The organism is Streptomyces sp. NPDC018045, assembly GCF_044327445.1.
GTDB lineage: Bacteria > Actinomycetota > Actinomycetes > Streptomycetales > Streptomycetaceae > Streptomyces.
On the sequence record NZ_JBIRFL010000003.1, the window covers coordinates 549,458 to 564,297 of the forward strand.

18 protein-coding genes and 1 tRNA gene are annotated in these 14,840 nt (G+C 72.0%); 4 read left to right on the top strand and 15 right to left on the bottom strand.

All coding sequences use genetic code 11. The features are described from left to right. Window positions 1-20 precede the first annotated feature (20 nt). Together ACH4EB_RS10090 and ACH4EB_RS10095 are read right to left on the bottom strand one after the other, a co-directional pair. Window positions 21-482, bottom strand: a complete 462-nt coding sequence (locus tag ACH4EB_RS10090) for a hypothetical protein (protein WP_398346912.1) — start codon at window positions 480-482, stop codon at window positions 21-23. Between the two features lie 289 nt (window positions 483-771). Beyond that, on the bottom strand, window positions 772-1,374 hold the full coding sequence (locus ACH4EB_RS10095) for a hypothetical protein (RefSeq protein ID WP_398346913.1): 603 nt from the start codon (window positions 1,372-1,374) through the stop codon (window positions 772-774). A 578-nt stretch (window positions 1,375-1,952) separates the two neighbouring features. Here ACH4EB_RS10095 and ACH4EB_RS10100 point away from each other — a divergent pair. Further along, on the top strand, window positions 1,953-2,372 hold the full coding sequence (locus ACH4EB_RS10100) for a hypothetical protein (RefSeq protein ID WP_398346914.1): 420 nt from the start codon (window positions 1,953-1,955) through the stop codon (window positions 2,370-2,372). Here the strand turns inward: ACH4EB_RS10100 and ACH4EB_RS10105 are convergent. Then, a complete protein-coding gene (locus ACH4EB_RS10105; protein ID WP_398346915.1) occupies window positions 2,351-2,557 on the bottom strand; it encodes a hypothetical protein in 207 nt (68 codons plus the stop codon). The genes ACH4EB_RS10100 and ACH4EB_RS10105 overlap by 22 nt on opposite strands. A 322-nt stretch (window positions 2,558-2,879) precedes the next feature. Between ACH4EB_RS10105 and ACH4EB_RS10110 the strand changes: the two genes are divergently transcribed. Continuing rightward, window positions 2,880-3,647 carry a hypothetical protein gene (locus ACH4EB_RS10110; RefSeq protein ID WP_398346916.1) on the top strand — a complete coding sequence of 256 codons (768 nt, stop codon included), beginning with the start codon at window positions 2,880-2,882 and terminating at the stop codon, window positions 3,645-3,647. 109 nt (window positions 3,648-3,756) lie between these two features. On the opposite strand, the gene ACH4EB_RS10115 is transcribed toward ACH4EB_RS10110, so the two are convergent. From ACH4EB_RS10115 to ACH4EB_RS10130, 4 genes are all read right to left on the bottom strand, one after another. Then, entirely contained in the window at window positions 3,757-3,990 is a 234-nt protein-coding gene (locus ACH4EB_RS10115) for a hypothetical protein (protein WP_398346917.1), read from the bottom strand. A 103-nt stretch (window positions 3,991-4,093) separates the two neighbouring features. Further along, window positions 4,094-4,180, bottom strand: a tRNA-Ser gene (locus ACH4EB_RS10120). Window positions 4,181-4,237: 57 nt separating this feature from the next. Beyond that, window positions 4,238-4,783, bottom strand: a complete 546-nt coding sequence (locus ACH4EB_RS10125) for a nucleoside deaminase (RefSeq protein WP_398346918.1) — start codon at window positions 4,781-4,783, stop codon at window positions 4,238-4,240. Window positions 4,784-4,807: 24 nt separating this feature from the next. Further along, a complete protein-coding gene (locus tag ACH4EB_RS10130; RefSeq protein WP_398347069.1) occupies window positions 4,808-5,350 on the bottom strand; it encodes a hypothetical protein in 543 nt (180 codons plus the stop codon). A gap of 969 nt (window positions 5,351-6,319) precedes the next feature. On the opposite strand from ACH4EB_RS10130, the gene upp reads away from it, so the two are divergent. Beyond that, a complete protein-coding gene (upp, locus tag ACH4EB_RS10135; RefSeq protein ID WP_073764985.1) occupies window positions 6,320-6,955 on the top strand; it encodes a uracil phosphoribosyltransferase in 636 nt (211 codons plus the stop codon). Between the two features lie 223 nt (window positions 6,956-7,178). Here upp and ACH4EB_RS10140 read toward each other — a convergent pair whose 3' ends face one another. From ACH4EB_RS10140 to ACH4EB_RS10175, 8 genes are all read right to left on the bottom strand, one after another. Continuing rightward, window positions 7,179-7,832 carry a LytR C-terminal domain-containing protein gene (locus ACH4EB_RS10140; protein ID WP_398346919.1) on the bottom strand — a complete coding sequence of 218 codons (654 nt, stop codon included), beginning with the start codon at window positions 7,830-7,832 and terminating at the stop codon, window positions 7,179-7,181. A 133-nt stretch (window positions 7,833-7,965) separates the two neighbouring features. Further along, on the bottom strand, window positions 7,966-8,262 hold the full coding sequence (locus ACH4EB_RS10145; RefSeq protein WP_003986294.1) for a type II toxin-antitoxin system VapB family antitoxin: 297 nt from the start codon (window positions 8,260-8,262) through the stop codon (window positions 7,966-7,968). 634 nt (window positions 8,263-8,896) lie between these two features. Further along, window positions 8,897-9,196: a hypothetical protein gene (locus ACH4EB_RS10150; RefSeq protein ID WP_398346920.1), complete on the bottom strand. Its 300-nt coding sequence runs from the start codon at window positions 9,194-9,196 to the stop codon at window positions 8,897-8,899. Between the two features lie 111 nt (window positions 9,197-9,307). Continuing rightward, window positions 9,308-9,703: a Fur family transcriptional regulator gene (locus tag ACH4EB_RS10155; RefSeq protein WP_398346921.1), complete on the bottom strand. Its 396-nt coding sequence runs from the start codon at window positions 9,701-9,703 to the stop codon at window positions 9,308-9,310. After that, window positions 9,688-10,935: a GTP-binding protein gene (locus ACH4EB_RS10160; protein WP_398346922.1), complete on the bottom strand. Its 1,248-nt coding sequence runs from the start codon at window positions 10,933-10,935 to the stop codon at window positions 9,688-9,690. The genes ACH4EB_RS10155 and ACH4EB_RS10160 overlap by 16 nt, the downstream gene beginning before the upstream one ends. Window positions 10,936-10,941: 6 nt before the next feature. Then, a complete protein-coding gene (rpmF, locus tag ACH4EB_RS10165; RefSeq protein ID WP_398346923.1) occupies window positions 10,942-11,112 on the bottom strand; it encodes a 50S ribosomal protein L32 in 171 nt (56 codons plus the stop codon). A 152-nt stretch (window positions 11,113-11,264) separates the two neighbouring features. Next, window positions 11,265-12,674 (bottom strand): hypothetical protein, encoded by a 1,410-nt coding sequence (locus ACH4EB_RS10170; RefSeq protein ID WP_398346924.1) that lies wholly within the window; start codon window positions 12,672-12,674, stop codon window positions 11,265-11,267. A 127-nt stretch (window positions 12,675-12,801) separates the two neighbouring features. After that, window positions 12,802-13,590, bottom strand: coding sequence for a hypothetical protein (locus ACH4EB_RS10175; protein WP_398346925.1), 789 nt, complete (start codon window positions 13,588-13,590; stop codon window positions 12,802-12,804). 315 nt (window positions 13,591-13,905) lie between these two features. Between ACH4EB_RS10175 and ACH4EB_RS10180 the strand changes: the two genes are divergently transcribed. Then, window positions 13,906-14,838: a phosphotransferase gene (locus tag ACH4EB_RS10180; RefSeq protein ID WP_398346926.1), complete on the top strand. Its 933-nt coding sequence runs from the start codon at window positions 13,906-13,908 to the stop codon at window positions 14,836-14,838. Window positions 14,839-14,840 lie beyond the last annotated feature (2 nt).

Here is a 14,840-nt window from a genome sequence, read left to right on the forward strand (position 1 = left end):
CCATCACGCGGGACGAGGGGTCACCCAATGAGGTATTTCTTGACCAGGAAAGCAAGTGTGGCGGCGATTCCCAGGGACCCGAAGACCATCGCCATATAGAGGCCCGATGGCTGCTCCATCTCCTTGCCCGCAGCCTTAAGTTCTTCGTTCCTCTTGATCTGGGGACGGCCAAGGACGATGAGCAGTGCCAGACCTGCCATGCACCAGGCGTACATCTCAAGGGATTCCGCCGCGCCGTAACCACGGGCCGCGGCGCTCCCCCAGATGCCGAGCGCTCCGATTCCGGCGGGAACGACGAAGAAGAGAGGAACCAGCGCCTTCTTCTTCGCTTTCCGGATGTACGGCAGCATGGCGAGGCCGGGGAGAAATGAAGTCGCAGCCGCGAGCGCCATCCACTGGCCGACGGAAAGACCGGAACCGAACATGAAGAACTCTTTCAGGCGGGAAGGGTGAATGGACGGGTGGCGGTGGGGTACCGCCACCCGTCTCTTTTATTTTACTTCTGCTCTCGCGGGACGGAAATCCGCTACCAGGCCAGCTATCGGTGTGACGTGACCGCGTCGCGCGGACACCGTTTCGCCGCCCTCGTGCACTTCTTCAGGTCCTGGCGGCTGTCCGGCCCACACGTAACGCCAGGGCGACACCATCGTGTCGCCCATGCCACACGCAAAGCACCACAGATCAGAGGGGTGTTACAAGCGGTAGCGGCGGGATGCGAACCCGTCAAGATGACGCTTCTCGCCTGCGGTTGGCCGACGAATCCAGCTTGCCCTACTCGAATGCGTCAGGGATTTTCCGGCACCGGGGGACGGCGCCCTCGTTGCCGGCCTCGCATCGATCACCCGTGAGACCGTTGTCGAGAACGATCTCCACGGACTCGACGGCCTTGATGTTCTTCCGGTGCTCCTCGGTCATGGTCGCCGACCACTCGTAGGCGGAGCCATAGTGGAAACCCGCTATGTCGGCCAGCTCCATGTTCGCCTTTGTGGCACCGGAAGGTAGGGAGGTGGCCACCTTCAGCACGCCGCCCTCGAACATGAACGACTTGGTGTACTTCCGGGGGTCGTAGACGGCGGACTGGCCCAGGTCGGCGACTTCGCCAGCGTCCTCGTCACACGCAGTCCCCTGGTCCATCGAACAGGTTTCCTTGTCGAACGCCTTTATGGACGCGATGATCTCCTCGGGGTCGGCCACCCGTTTCGGCTTGGGCGGCTTCTTGTCTTGCGCCTTGGTCCCCGCCTTCGGGGAATTTGACGAAGACTCGGCTGGATCGACAGCTTCTTTTGCCTTCTCGTCGGAACTGTCGCACGCCGTCAGAGACACGGAGAGTACGGCGGCGAGAGACGCCGCAACGGCCTTGCCAACGAAACGCAATCTTGCTCCCCCACGAGGCGGCACCGGGGCCGAGGGCCCCCAGAACGGCTCTACGTTACCCCTCGTGGATCAGGCCTCGGGGCTATTCCTGGGCCCGCTGCCCCGTACCGGCTGCCGGAAGTATCAGCGACGGCCCGGCCACAACTGATCTTCTAACCCTCCCTGCACGGGGAGTTCGTCCCCGTGGTGTGTCCCTGACCCTGATGTTGGCTGGAGCCAAAGCCCCGGTTTCCGAGAGAGCCAACGAGAGCACTGTGACCGGCCAGCACAACCACAACGGCCGAGGCGGCCACAGTCGCCCGGAGGATGGCTGTCACAGAAGCACCGGTGAGAGAACTCAGTGCGGCGGGGACTTGAGTACAGTCACCACAAACTCAGCGGACGGCCGGCGACTATGGCGGTCTGAATTCGAGCCGCTACGCGGGCGTCATCTTCCCGTCCGCCAGACCAGCCCGTATCGCGGCCCCGATCGCCCGAGAGCGACCGGCCGGCCCTCGGAGGTCAGCCGGCGGGCCGCCCGGATCACGTCGCCGGCTGAGCCACTCGACTCGATTCTCCGCCGGAGCGCCGAGCCGCAGATGGGCTGGTTGCTGGCAGCAGCGGTTGTCACAGGTGTGGTGGAAGCGGAAGCGCAACCGACGACGACCCCTCCCGCCAACGGCACAGAAGCGGCCCGCACCATGCCCACCTCGAACGGGCAGCGGCCTTACGGCCACTTCAGCGACGACGCGCTACGCGCCGCCATCCGTAAGGCAGCCGCAGCCACTCGTGCCGCGCGTCGCACCGTCGGCGAGGCGGAAGCGAGCGCTGACCGCGCTGAGCAGCAGGCGGCCGCAGGTAGCGGCCCCAACGTCCTGGCTCTGCGACGGGAACACGACGACCTGACCGCCCGCGCCGACGCCATCACGAAGCTGCGGGCCGTGAATGCCGCCGTTGACCGCCTTTCGCAGGAGCGAGGAGACGTCGCTCAGCGCCTTCAGCAAGTCGAGCAGGACTGACGAACGTCGGCCGATTCGGACGTCCTGTTCTGCGTGGCGCAGGCCGGACGCGGGCCGAGGACGAGCGCGGCGCACTGCGCGACCAGAGCAGCAAGCACGCCCGCGAGCTCGCCGCTCTCCGGGAACAGCTCGAAGGGCTGACGACTGCGGCCGGCCCCACAGACGAGCACGAGGAGGTCCTGCACGACCTCTCCTCCATGAAGAAGAACGAGCCGGAACTGATGAGCCGCGCGCAGTCCGCTGGTGGAGACCGAGCAGGCGGAGAGCGCTGCCCGGGGAACCGCTCCCCATCGGCTGTACTGATGACCGGTGGAGATCAGCGACCGGGGTTGGTCACCGCGACACCTCCCTGCATGACGAGACTGACGCCGACGACGAGAAGCGAGAGCCGGCCGACCGTGTCGCGCGCACTCCCAACGCCGTCAGCAACCGGCCGCTGACCTTCTGGTACGGCCCGCACGGGCTGCTAGCCTCTGCACAATCCCCGGACCGGCGGCAGCAGTGGGGGTGCTGAGCACGGTGGCCGACGATCGATCTGATGCAAACAGACCCGGCCAGGGCGACAACCACGCGGGCGGTGCACAGCCGTCTGCATCGCCGCCTCCTGCGTCGGCGCACCAGCCAACACCGGACGACAGGCAGGCCGGTAGTGCGGGCGGAGGCTGGTTCAGCACACATCAGCAGGCAGCCTGGATCACTGCCGGGGCGACTGTCCTCGCCGCCCTGATCGCTGCTGTGGTGCCTCTCCTCGCTTCCTCCCGTGGCGACAATGCCGACGGTGCCCCGATCACCGTGCCGACTTCGTCGGCTTCTGCCGCGACGCCTGAATCGGTACCCGCCTCCGCCTCGCCGTCGGAGCAGACCAAGAGACCCAGGCCGGATCACGGCGCGTCGCCCGCGGGAAGCGAACTCTGGCGCGGCTCGCTGCTGCTCGACACCGAGCCCAAGGACCTGGACGCCGGACAGCCTGTCGCTGTCGGCTATGGCAACGAGGGCGATGTGTACATGCTGCCCGAGAACGGGATCGAGGGCTGGAACGGCACCGTGATCTCTCGCTGGTCAGGACCTACGACCAGTCTGCCGGGGTACGGGGAATGCTTGCACACGGTCAATGCCGCGGGAGCCGCCAAGCAGCAACTCACCAAGAACACGGTGTTATGCGTACGGACAAGTGCTGGGAACATCGCCCGGCTCAAGCTCACTGCGCTCGGCGCCGACGGCATCGGCAGCGACCCCCGCACCATGTTCGACGCCGTCATATGGCACGCGAGCTGAGCCGCCTGGACGGTGGAGTGGCCCAAGGCCACGGGGCTGTGACCTGCGCGGCGAGAGCGAGTGACGCCGCCGGAACATCCGTCGGGACGCCCGCCTCTTCGGCGGCGCGTCACAGCAGACGCAGGCTGGATGAGAGCTGACGGTTCTCCGGGGTGGCGGTAGAGGGTGGGGCGGGGCGGGCGTTCGTGGGACGGGCGAGCATGTAGGAGACGGTGGCGCCGCCGGCCAGGAAGCGGACGTAGGCGTTCCCGTTCTCATCCAGGGTGAGGCGGATCATGCCGGAGACGAGCATCCAGCCGCTGAGGGTGCACACGACGTCGGCGGCGCCGTATGTAAGCCACATCCACCACCGTACGAGGGGCCCGTGCTGCACATGTGCTGCACGGGACGGCAACGAAAAACCGCCCCCGACCTGTTTTCGCAGGTCAGGGGCGGTTCTCTTCGAGCGGTAGCGGTGGGATTTGAACCCACGGAGGAGTTGCCCCCTCACGCGCTTTCGAGGCGCGCTCCTTCGGCCGCTCGGACACGCTACCGAGAGGAACTCTAGCCCACGGGGGGCCGTACGCCGAAATCGGTAACCGGGGGTGGGGTCAGCGGGAGCGGAAGAAGCTGGTCAGGAGGGCGGCGCAGGGGGTGGCCAGGACGTCGGTGATCACCTCGGGGCGGTGGTTGAGACGGCGGTCGCGTACGACGTCCCAGAGGGAGCCGGCGGCGCCCGCCTTCTCGTCGGCCGCGCCGTAGACGACGCGGTCCAGGCGGGACAGCACGATGGCGCCCGCGCACATCGTGCACGGCTCCAGGGTGACGACGAGCGTGCAGCCGGTCAGCCGCCACTCGCCCGTCCGGCGCCCGGCACCGTCCGGGGTGGCCCCGCTGCCCTCGTTCAGGGTGCGGGCGGCCTCGCGGATGGCGAGGATCTCGGCGTGGGCGGTGGGGTCGCCGGTGGCCTCGCGTTCGTTGCGGCCGGTGCCGATGACCGTACCGTCCGCGGACAGCACGACGGCGCCCACCGGGACGTCGCCGGTCCCGGGGGCGAGAGCAGCCTCGTCCAGCGCCCTTCGCATCGCCGCGGTCCAGGGATCGCGCAGCGGGTCGGGCGCCGGGGGGTGGAGGGGGTCGGGCAAGGGGGCGGTCATGCCTCCCAGTGTCCGTGACGGGCGTTACCTCACGGCCTCCAGGACATCCGTGCAGCCGAGGGCGTCGGCGATTTCGGACAGTGCGTCGGTGTCGAGGGCGAGCAGTTCCTTGGCGCCGATGCCCAGATCGGCCAGCAGGCCCGGGTCGCCGAGCGGGCCGGGTGGCGGCGCCTGGGTGTCGGCGGCCGTGGCCGTCTCCTCGCCCTCGCTCCCGCCGTCCGCCGTGTCGGGTTCGCCGTCCTCCGTACCGTCCAGGTCGAGGCTGTCGAGGTCGTCGGTGCCCTCCTCGTCGCGGCCGAGCAGTTCGTCGGTGAGCATCGCACCGTACGAGCTGCGGGCAGCGGCGGCGGCGTTCGAGATGAAGATCCGCGGATCGTCCTCGCCGTCCACGCGGACGACGCCGAACCACGTGCCTTCCTGCTCGATGTATGCCACCACCGTGTCGTCGTCGACCGCGGCCTCACGGGCCAGGTCGGCCAGATCGGTCAGGGTCTCCACATTGTCGAGCTCTGTGTCGCTCGCTTCCCACCCGTCTTCGGTGCGCGCGAGCAGTGCGGCGAAGTACACCGTGACTCTCCCACTGGTCATAGGCGTGCCGGGTCGGACGGGGCGGCGCCTCGGCGCCGCAGGTCCCCGCCCATCGGAATCGTGGCAGAAACAACGCGATTGCGCGGGGTCTTCGGCGTTGCGTCGTGCGGCCGTTCCGAGAGATGTGGCTCACGTCTTGTGGGGCGAGAGGTTCTTATGGGGCTGATGTGACGTTCGGCTACCAGCGGAACGTGCGCATTCTCATGGCCTGCCGCATCCGTGCCGCCCGGGCGCGGCGCGGCTGGACCCGGTCGCGCAGTTCCTTGGCCTCGCTGAGATCGCGCAGGAACTGGGCGCGCCGGCGTCGGCGCGCCGCGTCGTTCTCGGCACCGGTGGCGCCTTCGTCGGAGGGGGAGGCGGAGGAGGCGGAGGAGGCGGAGGAGGTGGAGGGGGAAGTGGGGCTGGTGGAGTTGGTGGGGGCGGTGGGGTGTGGATCGGGGGACGGGGCGAGGGGTTCTGGGGAAGGGGGCTGAGTTCGGTTCGTGGTGGCGTCGGCTGGGGGCCGGGGACCCCGAGTGTCGGTGCTGGGGTTCCGGGCGTCGGCCCTGGTGGCCCCGGTGTCCTGGGTGCCCTCGGCGTTCCGGGCCCGTTCGTTGCGGGCCTTCCGTTCGTCCCGGGCCTCCCGTGCCGGGCGTACGGGCCTGTGTCCGGCTCCCCTGCTGGTCCGGCGCCGGCTCGCGTTCCCGCTGCCGCTTCCGCCGCCGCGTCCGGTACCGCTCCCGGTACCGCGTCCGGTCCCGGTTCCGTTTCCGCTCCCATTCCCGTCGGGCACGCCGTACACCGCCTTGGGACGAGGTCCATGCCCGGCGCCGGTGCGACAGACCGGGCGTTTGTGCCCACTTTCCCCCGGACCGGTGTTTCGAAGCCACTGCGGCGAAATCCGTTCCCGGCCCGCGCGGCACCGACGGGCGGGCACCGGCGCCCGCGACCTCGGCTACTGTCGATGTCATGCGGATCCACGTCGTCGACCACCCGCTGGTGGCGCACAAACTCACTACCCTGCGCGACAAGCGCACCGATTCCCCGACCTTCCGGCGCCTCGCCGACGAGCTGGTCACCCTGCTCGCGTACGAGGCCACCCGCGATGTGCGGACCGAGCAGGTCGACATCGACACCCCGGTGACGGCGACCACCGGAGTGCGGCTGTCCCACCCCCGCCCGCTGGTCGTGCCGATCCTGCGCGCCGGTCTGGGGATGCTGGACGGCATGGTGCGGCTGCTGCCCACGGCCGAGGTCGGCTTCATGGGCATGGTCCGCAACGAGGAGACGTACGAGGCCCACACGTACGCCACGCGGATGCCGGACGACCTCTCGGGCCGCCAGGTGTACGTGGTCGACCCGATGCTGGCCACCGGCGGCACGCTGGTCGCCGCCATCCGGGAACTGATCAACCGTGGCGCGGACGACGTCACCGCGATCTGCCTGCTGGCCGCCCCCGAGGGCGTCGAGGTGATGGAGCGCGAGCTGGCCGGCGCGCCGGTGACGGTCGTCACGGCGGCCGTGGACGAGTGCCTGGACCCCGACCGCTACATCGTCCCCGGCCTCGGTGACGCGGGCGACCGGATGTACGGCACGGCGGGCTGACGGGCCGCTGCCGGATCGAAGGGCTGCCGTCGGCCTGATGTGCGCGGTCGGCCTGATGTGCGCTGATGGGCGCTGGGCTGAGGGCTGGTGCCCGGGCGGGCCGGCGTCCGGGCGGGCCGGTGCCCGGACAGGCCGTCGGCCTCACGGGCCGACCGTCGACAGGCTGGCCGGCCCGATGGCGCTGGATCAGGTCCGGCGGTGCCGGGCCGGGCGGGGCGGCGGGTCATTTCTGGCAGTGCGGGTTCGCCTTGGGCGGTGCTGTCAGCGCGGTGAGTGACTTCTGGGCCGCGGCCGGCTCGGCCAGGGCCTTGAACGTGTCGCCGATGAGCAGATCGACATCGCCCGTCTTACGGGTGTCGGTCTTCGGCTCCGCGCCTTCGAGCTGGGTGCCCAGCACCTGCTGGGCGCCCTCGGATGTCGTCCGGGCGCCCAGCAGCACGCCGGTGCCCTTGATCTTCTTGTCGTAGGCGGGCGGTGCGTTGCCCACCTTGCCGACCTTGAAGCCGCGCTTCTTCAGCTCGTCCGCGGTCGTCTTGGCGAGGCCGCCGCGCGCCGTCGCGTTGAGGACGTTGACGGTGACGTCGGCGGGCTTGGGCAGCGGCTTGCCCGTACCGGCGGCCAGGGCGCCGGTCTGCTTCGTGCCGCCCTTGTCGGGACACTTCTTCTTGTCCTGCGCGGCCTGGGCCGTACCGCCCCGGCCGCCGAAGACGTCGATGAGCTGCAACGTGCCCCAGCCGGCCAGGGCCAGGGCACAGACGGCGGCGGTGATCGCCAGGGCGATCCGCCGGCGGTGACGGGGGCGGCGCATCCGCGGATATCTGTCGCCCGTGATGCGGTACTTCTTACCGCCCATGCCAGGGGGCGTCAGCATGCTCATGTTCGCAGCGTAGTGCGGGGCCGGGCCCGTGCCTACTAAATGATCAATGCGCGTCGCAAGGCCCACCCGAAAGGGCCAATATGGTCCGCCGAACAGGGGGCGGGCCGGGTCAGACGCAGGCGGCGGGGCCGGTTCAGCCCAGTTCCAGGACGCGGGCGTGGAGCACCTGGCGCTGCTGAAGGGCGGCGCGCACGGCGCGGTGCAGCCCGTCTTCCAGGTAGAGGTCGCCCTGCCACTTCACGACGTGCGCGAAGAGGTCGCCGTAGAAGGTGGAGTCCTCGGCGAGCAGCGTCTCCAGATCGAGCTGCTGCTTGGTCGTCACCAACTGGTCGAGGCGTACCGGACGGGGGGCGACATCCGCCCACTGGCGGGTGCTCTCCCGGCCGTGGTCCGGGTACGGCCGCCCATTTCCGATGCGCTTGAAGATCACACGGAAAGCCTACCGGGCCACCGGCTGCGGGCGCAGCCATGTGGTCGGAGCGTGAATGCGGCAAAGAGGGGCATTTCCGGAGGGGGGTGCGGAGGCGGCGCACGAGGGGGCGGCGCGGGGCAGGTGGTGTGCGTCCCGCGCGGCCATGGCGGGGGAGGGCCGTCCCTTGCGCGGAAAGGCGTCCGCCGCCGCGGAAAAGTGGCGCGACGCGCTCCCGAGGACGGCCGGAAACGAGCGTTCGGCGGGCCGCGGGGAGCGGGCCGGACGCTTGGCGCGGGGCGTAAAGAGGGCTGAATTCCGCAAACTCCGTGAAGCGTGTGGCGCGGGGGAATTCGACACGATCGGAGTACGGCTCGTCGCGCCGGACGGACGGAAGCCGGAGCGGGTGGTAGGCGGGCTCCGGACGGCAGGCAGGCAAGCACAGGTGCCGACCGTTGCGGCCCTCAGCGGCCGGACACGCCGGCCGGACCGGGGACGGCTGGTCGTACGGGCCGTACGGTTCGGACGTGCCGGTCGCACGCGCCGCCCGCGGCCGCCGCCCCGGCCCTTCCCCACCGTTCGGACACGCCGCTCGGACGGAAGTCTCTTCGGGACGGGCCGCGCCCGGCCGTCGCCCCCGCCCTGCCGTCTGCCCTCAGTGGTCGTCCCAGTGGTCCTCGTGGGCGGCGTGCCGGTGGCCGTCGTGGATGAAGTCGACGTGGGTCCCGTGCGGTACGGCGACGTGACCGCAGCCGGGGCGGTGGTCGTGGTCGTGGCCCTCGTGGACGGTGTGCGCGGCGGGCTCGCACTCGTCGGCGTGGCCCCCGTGCGGGCGGTGGAGATGGCCGTCGTGCACGTAGTCGACGTGATCGCCGTGGGGTACGGACACATGGCCGCAGCCGCTGCCGTGCTCGTGGGTGTGGTCCGGGTGCGGCGCGTGGGTGGTGGCTGTCATGGCAGGCGCCTTCTTTCCTTCCTCGCCAGGGGTGCGCGTCCCCACTTCCGAGTCTCCCGCCATCCGGCGCCGGGCGCATGGCGGCACCGCACCGGCACCGGGCCGGGCGGGCTACCCGTACGGCCCGGTGCAGCGGGCGCAGATGCCGCTGAGTTCCACGGTGTGCTCGACGGCGCTGAAGCCGCTCTCCGCGCCCACCCGCTCCGCCCAGCGCTCCACCACGTCCGAGTCCAGCGGGCGGCTGCGGCCGCAGCGGCGGCAGATCAGGTAGTGGCGGTGGCCGTCGGCGGGCCGCGGCCGGTAGAGGCGCTCGCCCGCCTCGTCCCGTACGACGTCGACCCGCCCGGCCCGCTCCAGGTCGCGCAGGGCGCGGTAGACGGTGGACAGCCCGACGGGGACGTCGTCGGTGACCAGGCGTACGTGCAACTCCTGCGCCGAGACGAAGTCCTGGCACGCGGTCAGCACGCGCAGGACGGAGGCGCGCTGTCGGGTCAGCCGCCCGCCCATGCCGGTTCGCCCTCGTGGTCGCAGGTGTCACCCGCCCCGTGGGTGTCCCAGGCCGGGAACGGGTCGGTTCCGTACGTGCCCGTACGCCTCTCCGCGTCCGTGACGAGGCAGCTCCCGAGGGCGGCGCGCAGGGCTTCGGCCCGTAGCCCGGTCCCGATGAAGACCAGTTCCTGGATGTCTTCGGGATGACCGTCGGCGGGACGGTCGTCTGACGGGTGACCGTCCTCGGGACGGCCGTCCCCGGTCGCGGCGTGGGTGCCCGACGGCTCGAAGCGGGCGACGGAGCCCGCTTGCGACCAGAGCCCGGTCACGCGCGGCCGGCCGGCGAGGCGGAAGAAGCCCTTGGACCGCAGGATGTGCCCGTACGCGCCGCTGTCCATGCCCTCCGTGACGAACTCCCAGAGCCGGCCGGGGTGGAAGGGGCGCGTCGCCCGGAAGACCGTGCTGGAGATCCCGTACTCCTCGGTCTCCGGTACGTGGTCGCCGTTGAGCTCCATGACCCAGCCGGGTGCCTGCTGGGCGCGCTCCAGGTCGAAGCGGCCGGTGCCCAGGATCTCGGCGGTTGCCACGCGGCCGTGCCGGGCGGGGACGATCCGGGCCGCCGGGTTGAGTCGGGCGAGAGCGGCCCGGAGGTGTGCGGCCCGCGCCTCGTCCACCAGGTCGAGCTTGTTGACGACGATGACGTCCGCGAACTCGACCTGGTCCATGAGCAGGTCGCTGATGGTCCGCTCGTCGTCCTCGTACGGGGCGAGGCCGCGTTCGGCGAGGCCGTCGCCGCTCGCCAGCTCGGCGTGGAAGCGTACGGCGTCCACCACGGTGACCATGGTGTCCAGCCGGGCCAGGTCGCCCAGCGTCGCGCCGTCGTCGCGCGGGAACGCGAACGTCGCGGCCACCGGCATCGGCTCGGAGATGCCGCTGGACTCGATGAGCAGGTAGTCGAAGCGGTCCTCGCGGGCCAGCCGGTCGACCTCGTCCAGGAGGTCGTCGCGCAGGGTGCAGCAGATGCACCCGTTGGTCATCTCGACCAGCCGCTCCTCGGTGCGCGACAGCGCGGCCTCGCCGCCGCGGACCAGCGCGGCGTCGATGTTGACCTCGCTCATGTCGTTGACGATCACCGCGACCCGCAGCCCCGCCCGGTTGTGCAGGACGTGGTTGAGCAGCGTGGTCTTGCCCGCGCCGAGGAATCCGGAGAGCACGGTGACAGGCAGCGGGCCGGCCGTGGGCGGCGCCATCGGCGGTCAGTCCTCGGGGCGCAGCAGGCCGCGCTGGTACGCCTTCACCAGGCGGCGTGGGACCTGGTACACGGAGCCGTCGACGGTCACCGGGACCAGGGACGGCGTGCGGGCCTTCCACTGGGCGCGGCGGTGGCGGGTGTTGCTGCGGGACATCTTCCGCTTGGGGACGGCCATGGTCCGGGAACCTCTCCTGGGGCGTGGGTGGGCGGACGGGCGCGCGGGGACGCCGTGCGGCGTACGCGGGTCCGTGCCGGTGCCGGACGAGGCTATATGAAAATGGGTCCCATTTCTAACTAGGGGTTGCGGATCAGGGCGGGCCCACGGAATCACCGGCGGGGCGGGCGCGGGCCGGGGAGGGTGGCGATCTCGTCGTCGAGCTCGGGGTACGGGATGACGTGCCCGCGGCCGAAGCTCTTGTAGGCCGCCGGGCGGCTGCGGTGTCCCGCGCGGTGCGCGTGGCATATCTCGCGGCGTCCGCACTGCGCGCAGTACAGACTGGCGACGAACGGCGACAGGGCGACCGGGCCCGCCGGGCTGAGGACGTACACCGTGTCGTCGGCGACCGGGGCCGGGCAGGGGAACGTCAGCCGGTCGAAGTCGGGGTGGTCGCCCATCAGGTGGTCCGCCACGACCTCGAACGTGCCGGTACGGCGCTGGTAGGCGCACGAGACGGTGAGCAGCCAGGGCAGGCCGGTGAGGAACCGGGCCGACACCAGGGCGCGTTCGAGAGTGAGCCGGTGTTCGGCGACGCGCAGGGCGGCCTCCGCCTGTGTCCGCGGTTTGGCGCCGTGCGCGGGGTGGTTGCGTTCCCCCTTGAGGCGGTCGAGGAACTGGGCGAGCCCGGGGTCGTCCGGCCTGACGGCCATGTCGGGCTCGTCCCGCAGGACGTCCGCGAGGCCGGGGACCACGTCCGTGCGCTCCCGCACAGCCCGGCACAGGTGGTGGAGCCACACCGTCCAGGTGCCGAAGGTGGTGCCCGCTCCGGAGGCGAGGGCGGCGCGCAGCTCCGCGAGGTTGCGCTCGCCCGCGCCGTGCGCCGTGAGCAGCCCGGCCGCGGTGACGGCGACGGTGGCGGCGAGCGTCTCGGCGGTTTCGAGCAGCGCCTCGTAGCGGTCCTTGGGAGTGTGTGCCCGCTGCATCTCGTGAACGGCCCGGGCCACGGGGTGGGGCAGGGAGCGGCGGGCGGCGGCCAAGGGGTCGGGTGCGGGCGGGTGGCCGGTCTCGGGGTGGGCCGGTGCGCGGGGAGCGGCGGGGGGCCGGAGCGGGGTCGTCTGACGGAGGAAGGAGGCGTACGACGGCGGGGTGGGGCGAGGGGGCGGGGTGAGGCGTGTTGGCGGGGTGCTGGGCGGTGCGGGTGCGGTGTCGGGCGGTGGGGGCCCGGTGTCGGGCAAGGGTGTGGTGTCGGGCGGTGGTGCGGTGCTGGTCGGCGGTGGTGGCTGGTGGTGGCGGCCGCGCCGGCGCCGTCTGCGGAGGAGCAACCGGACCCAGGTGGGCGTCACGCCGAAGAGCGCGGTGAAGATGATCACGGCGAGCAGTGTGTCCAGCCAGCGGGGCGGGGCGCCTGCCGGTCCGGGAGACGTCATGACGCTGACGGCTTCCAGGGCGGCGAGGCCGGCGGTGAGCCGGCAGGCCCAGTCCCGGTGCAGGGGCGCGTCGTACAGCCGGAGCACCGCGTTGTGCCGCCGCGGCGAGGGCTGCGGCGGCTCGGTCGGCGCAAAGCCGGTGGCCCTCCTCATGCGCCCATAGTGCCGTTGAGGCATGGCTCACAACCACCCCTGTGGATAAAGGGGTTCGTGGGCGGCGGGGGCGCGGGATGGCCAAGAGGGCGGGGCCGGGGCGGCGGGCACGCGGGCCCTGGCCGGCCTACCGTTCGCGGCTTTCGTACGCGGGGCTCCCGTACGCCGGCCGCCCGTAGCCGGGACTCGCGAATTCGGGACTCGCGAACTCCGGGCCGGCGTACTCGGGAGCCGAGTAGCCGGGGCGGGTGCGGGCCGCCGGGGGTGCCGCCGAGCCGGGGCGTGACTGCTCCTCCCGGACGCGGGTGCGGACGCGTTCCAGCAGGAACGGCTGGATGCCGCGCTCCAGCAGCGCGCGCTGCCAGGCGGCGCGGGCTCGTGCCACCTCGGTTTCCTGGTCCGCGCCGTCGCCGGTCGTGTCGTCCGCAGGGGGCGCCGAGCGGTTGCGGGCCGCCGTCACCAGCATCCAGGCCAGGCCGGCCACGGTCGCCGCCGCCGCGACACCCGCGGCGAGCCAGCCCGCGTACACCAGCTCGTCGGCGAACTGCCGGTGGAAGCCGACGAGCCGCATGCCGAAGCCGATCGCCAGGAAGAGGACCGCGGCCACCGCGCCCAGGCTCGGTACGAGGACGCCGAGGGCGGGCAGCAGGCCGTCGGAGTCCGCGACGGCAGGGGGGCCGGGGTGCGTCCCGCTGTCGGCCTCGGAGCGCAGCCGGGCGTACGCCGCGTACTCGGGCGCGGCCGCGGCGCAGAGCGTGTCGCGTGCCCGGTGGGCCTGGGAGCGGAGCTGCTCGCGGTCGGGGGCTGCCGGGGAGCGGCGCAACGCGTCTCTGACCTCCCGGGAGTCGAGGGCCCGGCCGAGGGCGTGCGCGAAGGCGGCGTCCACCTCGGTCCGTAGGAAGTCGGTGGCCGGCATGTGGATCCCCCCGGCGGATCGGGGCGCGTCCCGCGTCGCGCCATTAAGTTGCTGGATTGCGCAACTGTACAACTCCATGCGGCGCCACCTGCCCCGCCGCTGCCGACTTCCAGCCATCCGGCAGCCCGCAATCCCCGGATCGGGTGGCTGTCCACGGCCGGGTGAACCCTGTTCGCGGTGACCCGTACGAGGCCGCGTGTTGACGGGCCGGTCGAACTTTCGACCGAGAGGGCGCCCTCGTGGGACCGTGACGAACGGTCCGCGGGCCTCGTTCTGCGAGCACCCGTCCGAACCGGCGTCAACCGAGGAGGAACTGTGCCAACCGTCCCGAACACCATCGGTGCCTGGGCCCGCCGCCGGGCCGGCGGCGAGATCACCGAGGTCCGCGACGCCGCGCGGCGGCGGACCGGGTCGCGGGTGTGGGAGCTGACGCGCGCGGACGGGGCCCGGTTCTTCCTCAAGGTGGCGCCGACGCCGGACCGCTACACGCGCGAGACGCACGCGTACCGCCACGCCGTCCCCGCCCTCGGCCACGCGCACGCGCCGGTCCTCGTCGACAGCGACCCGGCCCGGCTCGCGCTGCTGCTCACCGCCGTGCCGGGGACCCATGCCGCCGCCCCGGCACCGGGGCGCGACGCCCGTACGGACCGTGCGCACCGCGCAGACCGTACGGACTCCACGGAGCGGTACCGGCAGGCGGGCCGTCTGCTGCGCCGCCTGCACGACGCGTGCGACGCGGCGACCGCGGGCGGCACGGACCGGTGGGCGGCCGGCCGGTACGCGGCCGTCGAACGGCAGGTGGCCGCCCTGTCGCACGCGGGTGCGCTGGGCGACGCCGAGCGGCGGTTCGTCCTCGACCGGGCCGCGCTGCTCCACCTGCTGCCGCCGCTGCCGGCCGCATTCCTCCACGGCGACCTCGACGCCCACCACCTCCTGTGGGACGCGGCGGGCCCGCGCCTGGCGCTCGTCGGCTTCGCGCAGGCGCGCCGCGGGTGCGCGGCCGAGGACCTCGTCCGGATGGCGTACGGCCCGTGGCAGCGCGACCGGGGCCTGCGGGCCGCCTTCCTGCGCGGCTACGGGCGGGAGCTGACGGACGCGGAACGGTACGCGCTGCCGACGCTCGCGGCGCTGGACGCCGCCGGGACGATGGAGCGCGGGGCGCGCCACGGGGACGACGCGGCCGTGGCGCGGGCCCGGGGCGTGATCGGTGCGCTGAGGGAGGGGGCCGGGGCCGGGGCGCGGGTATGAGG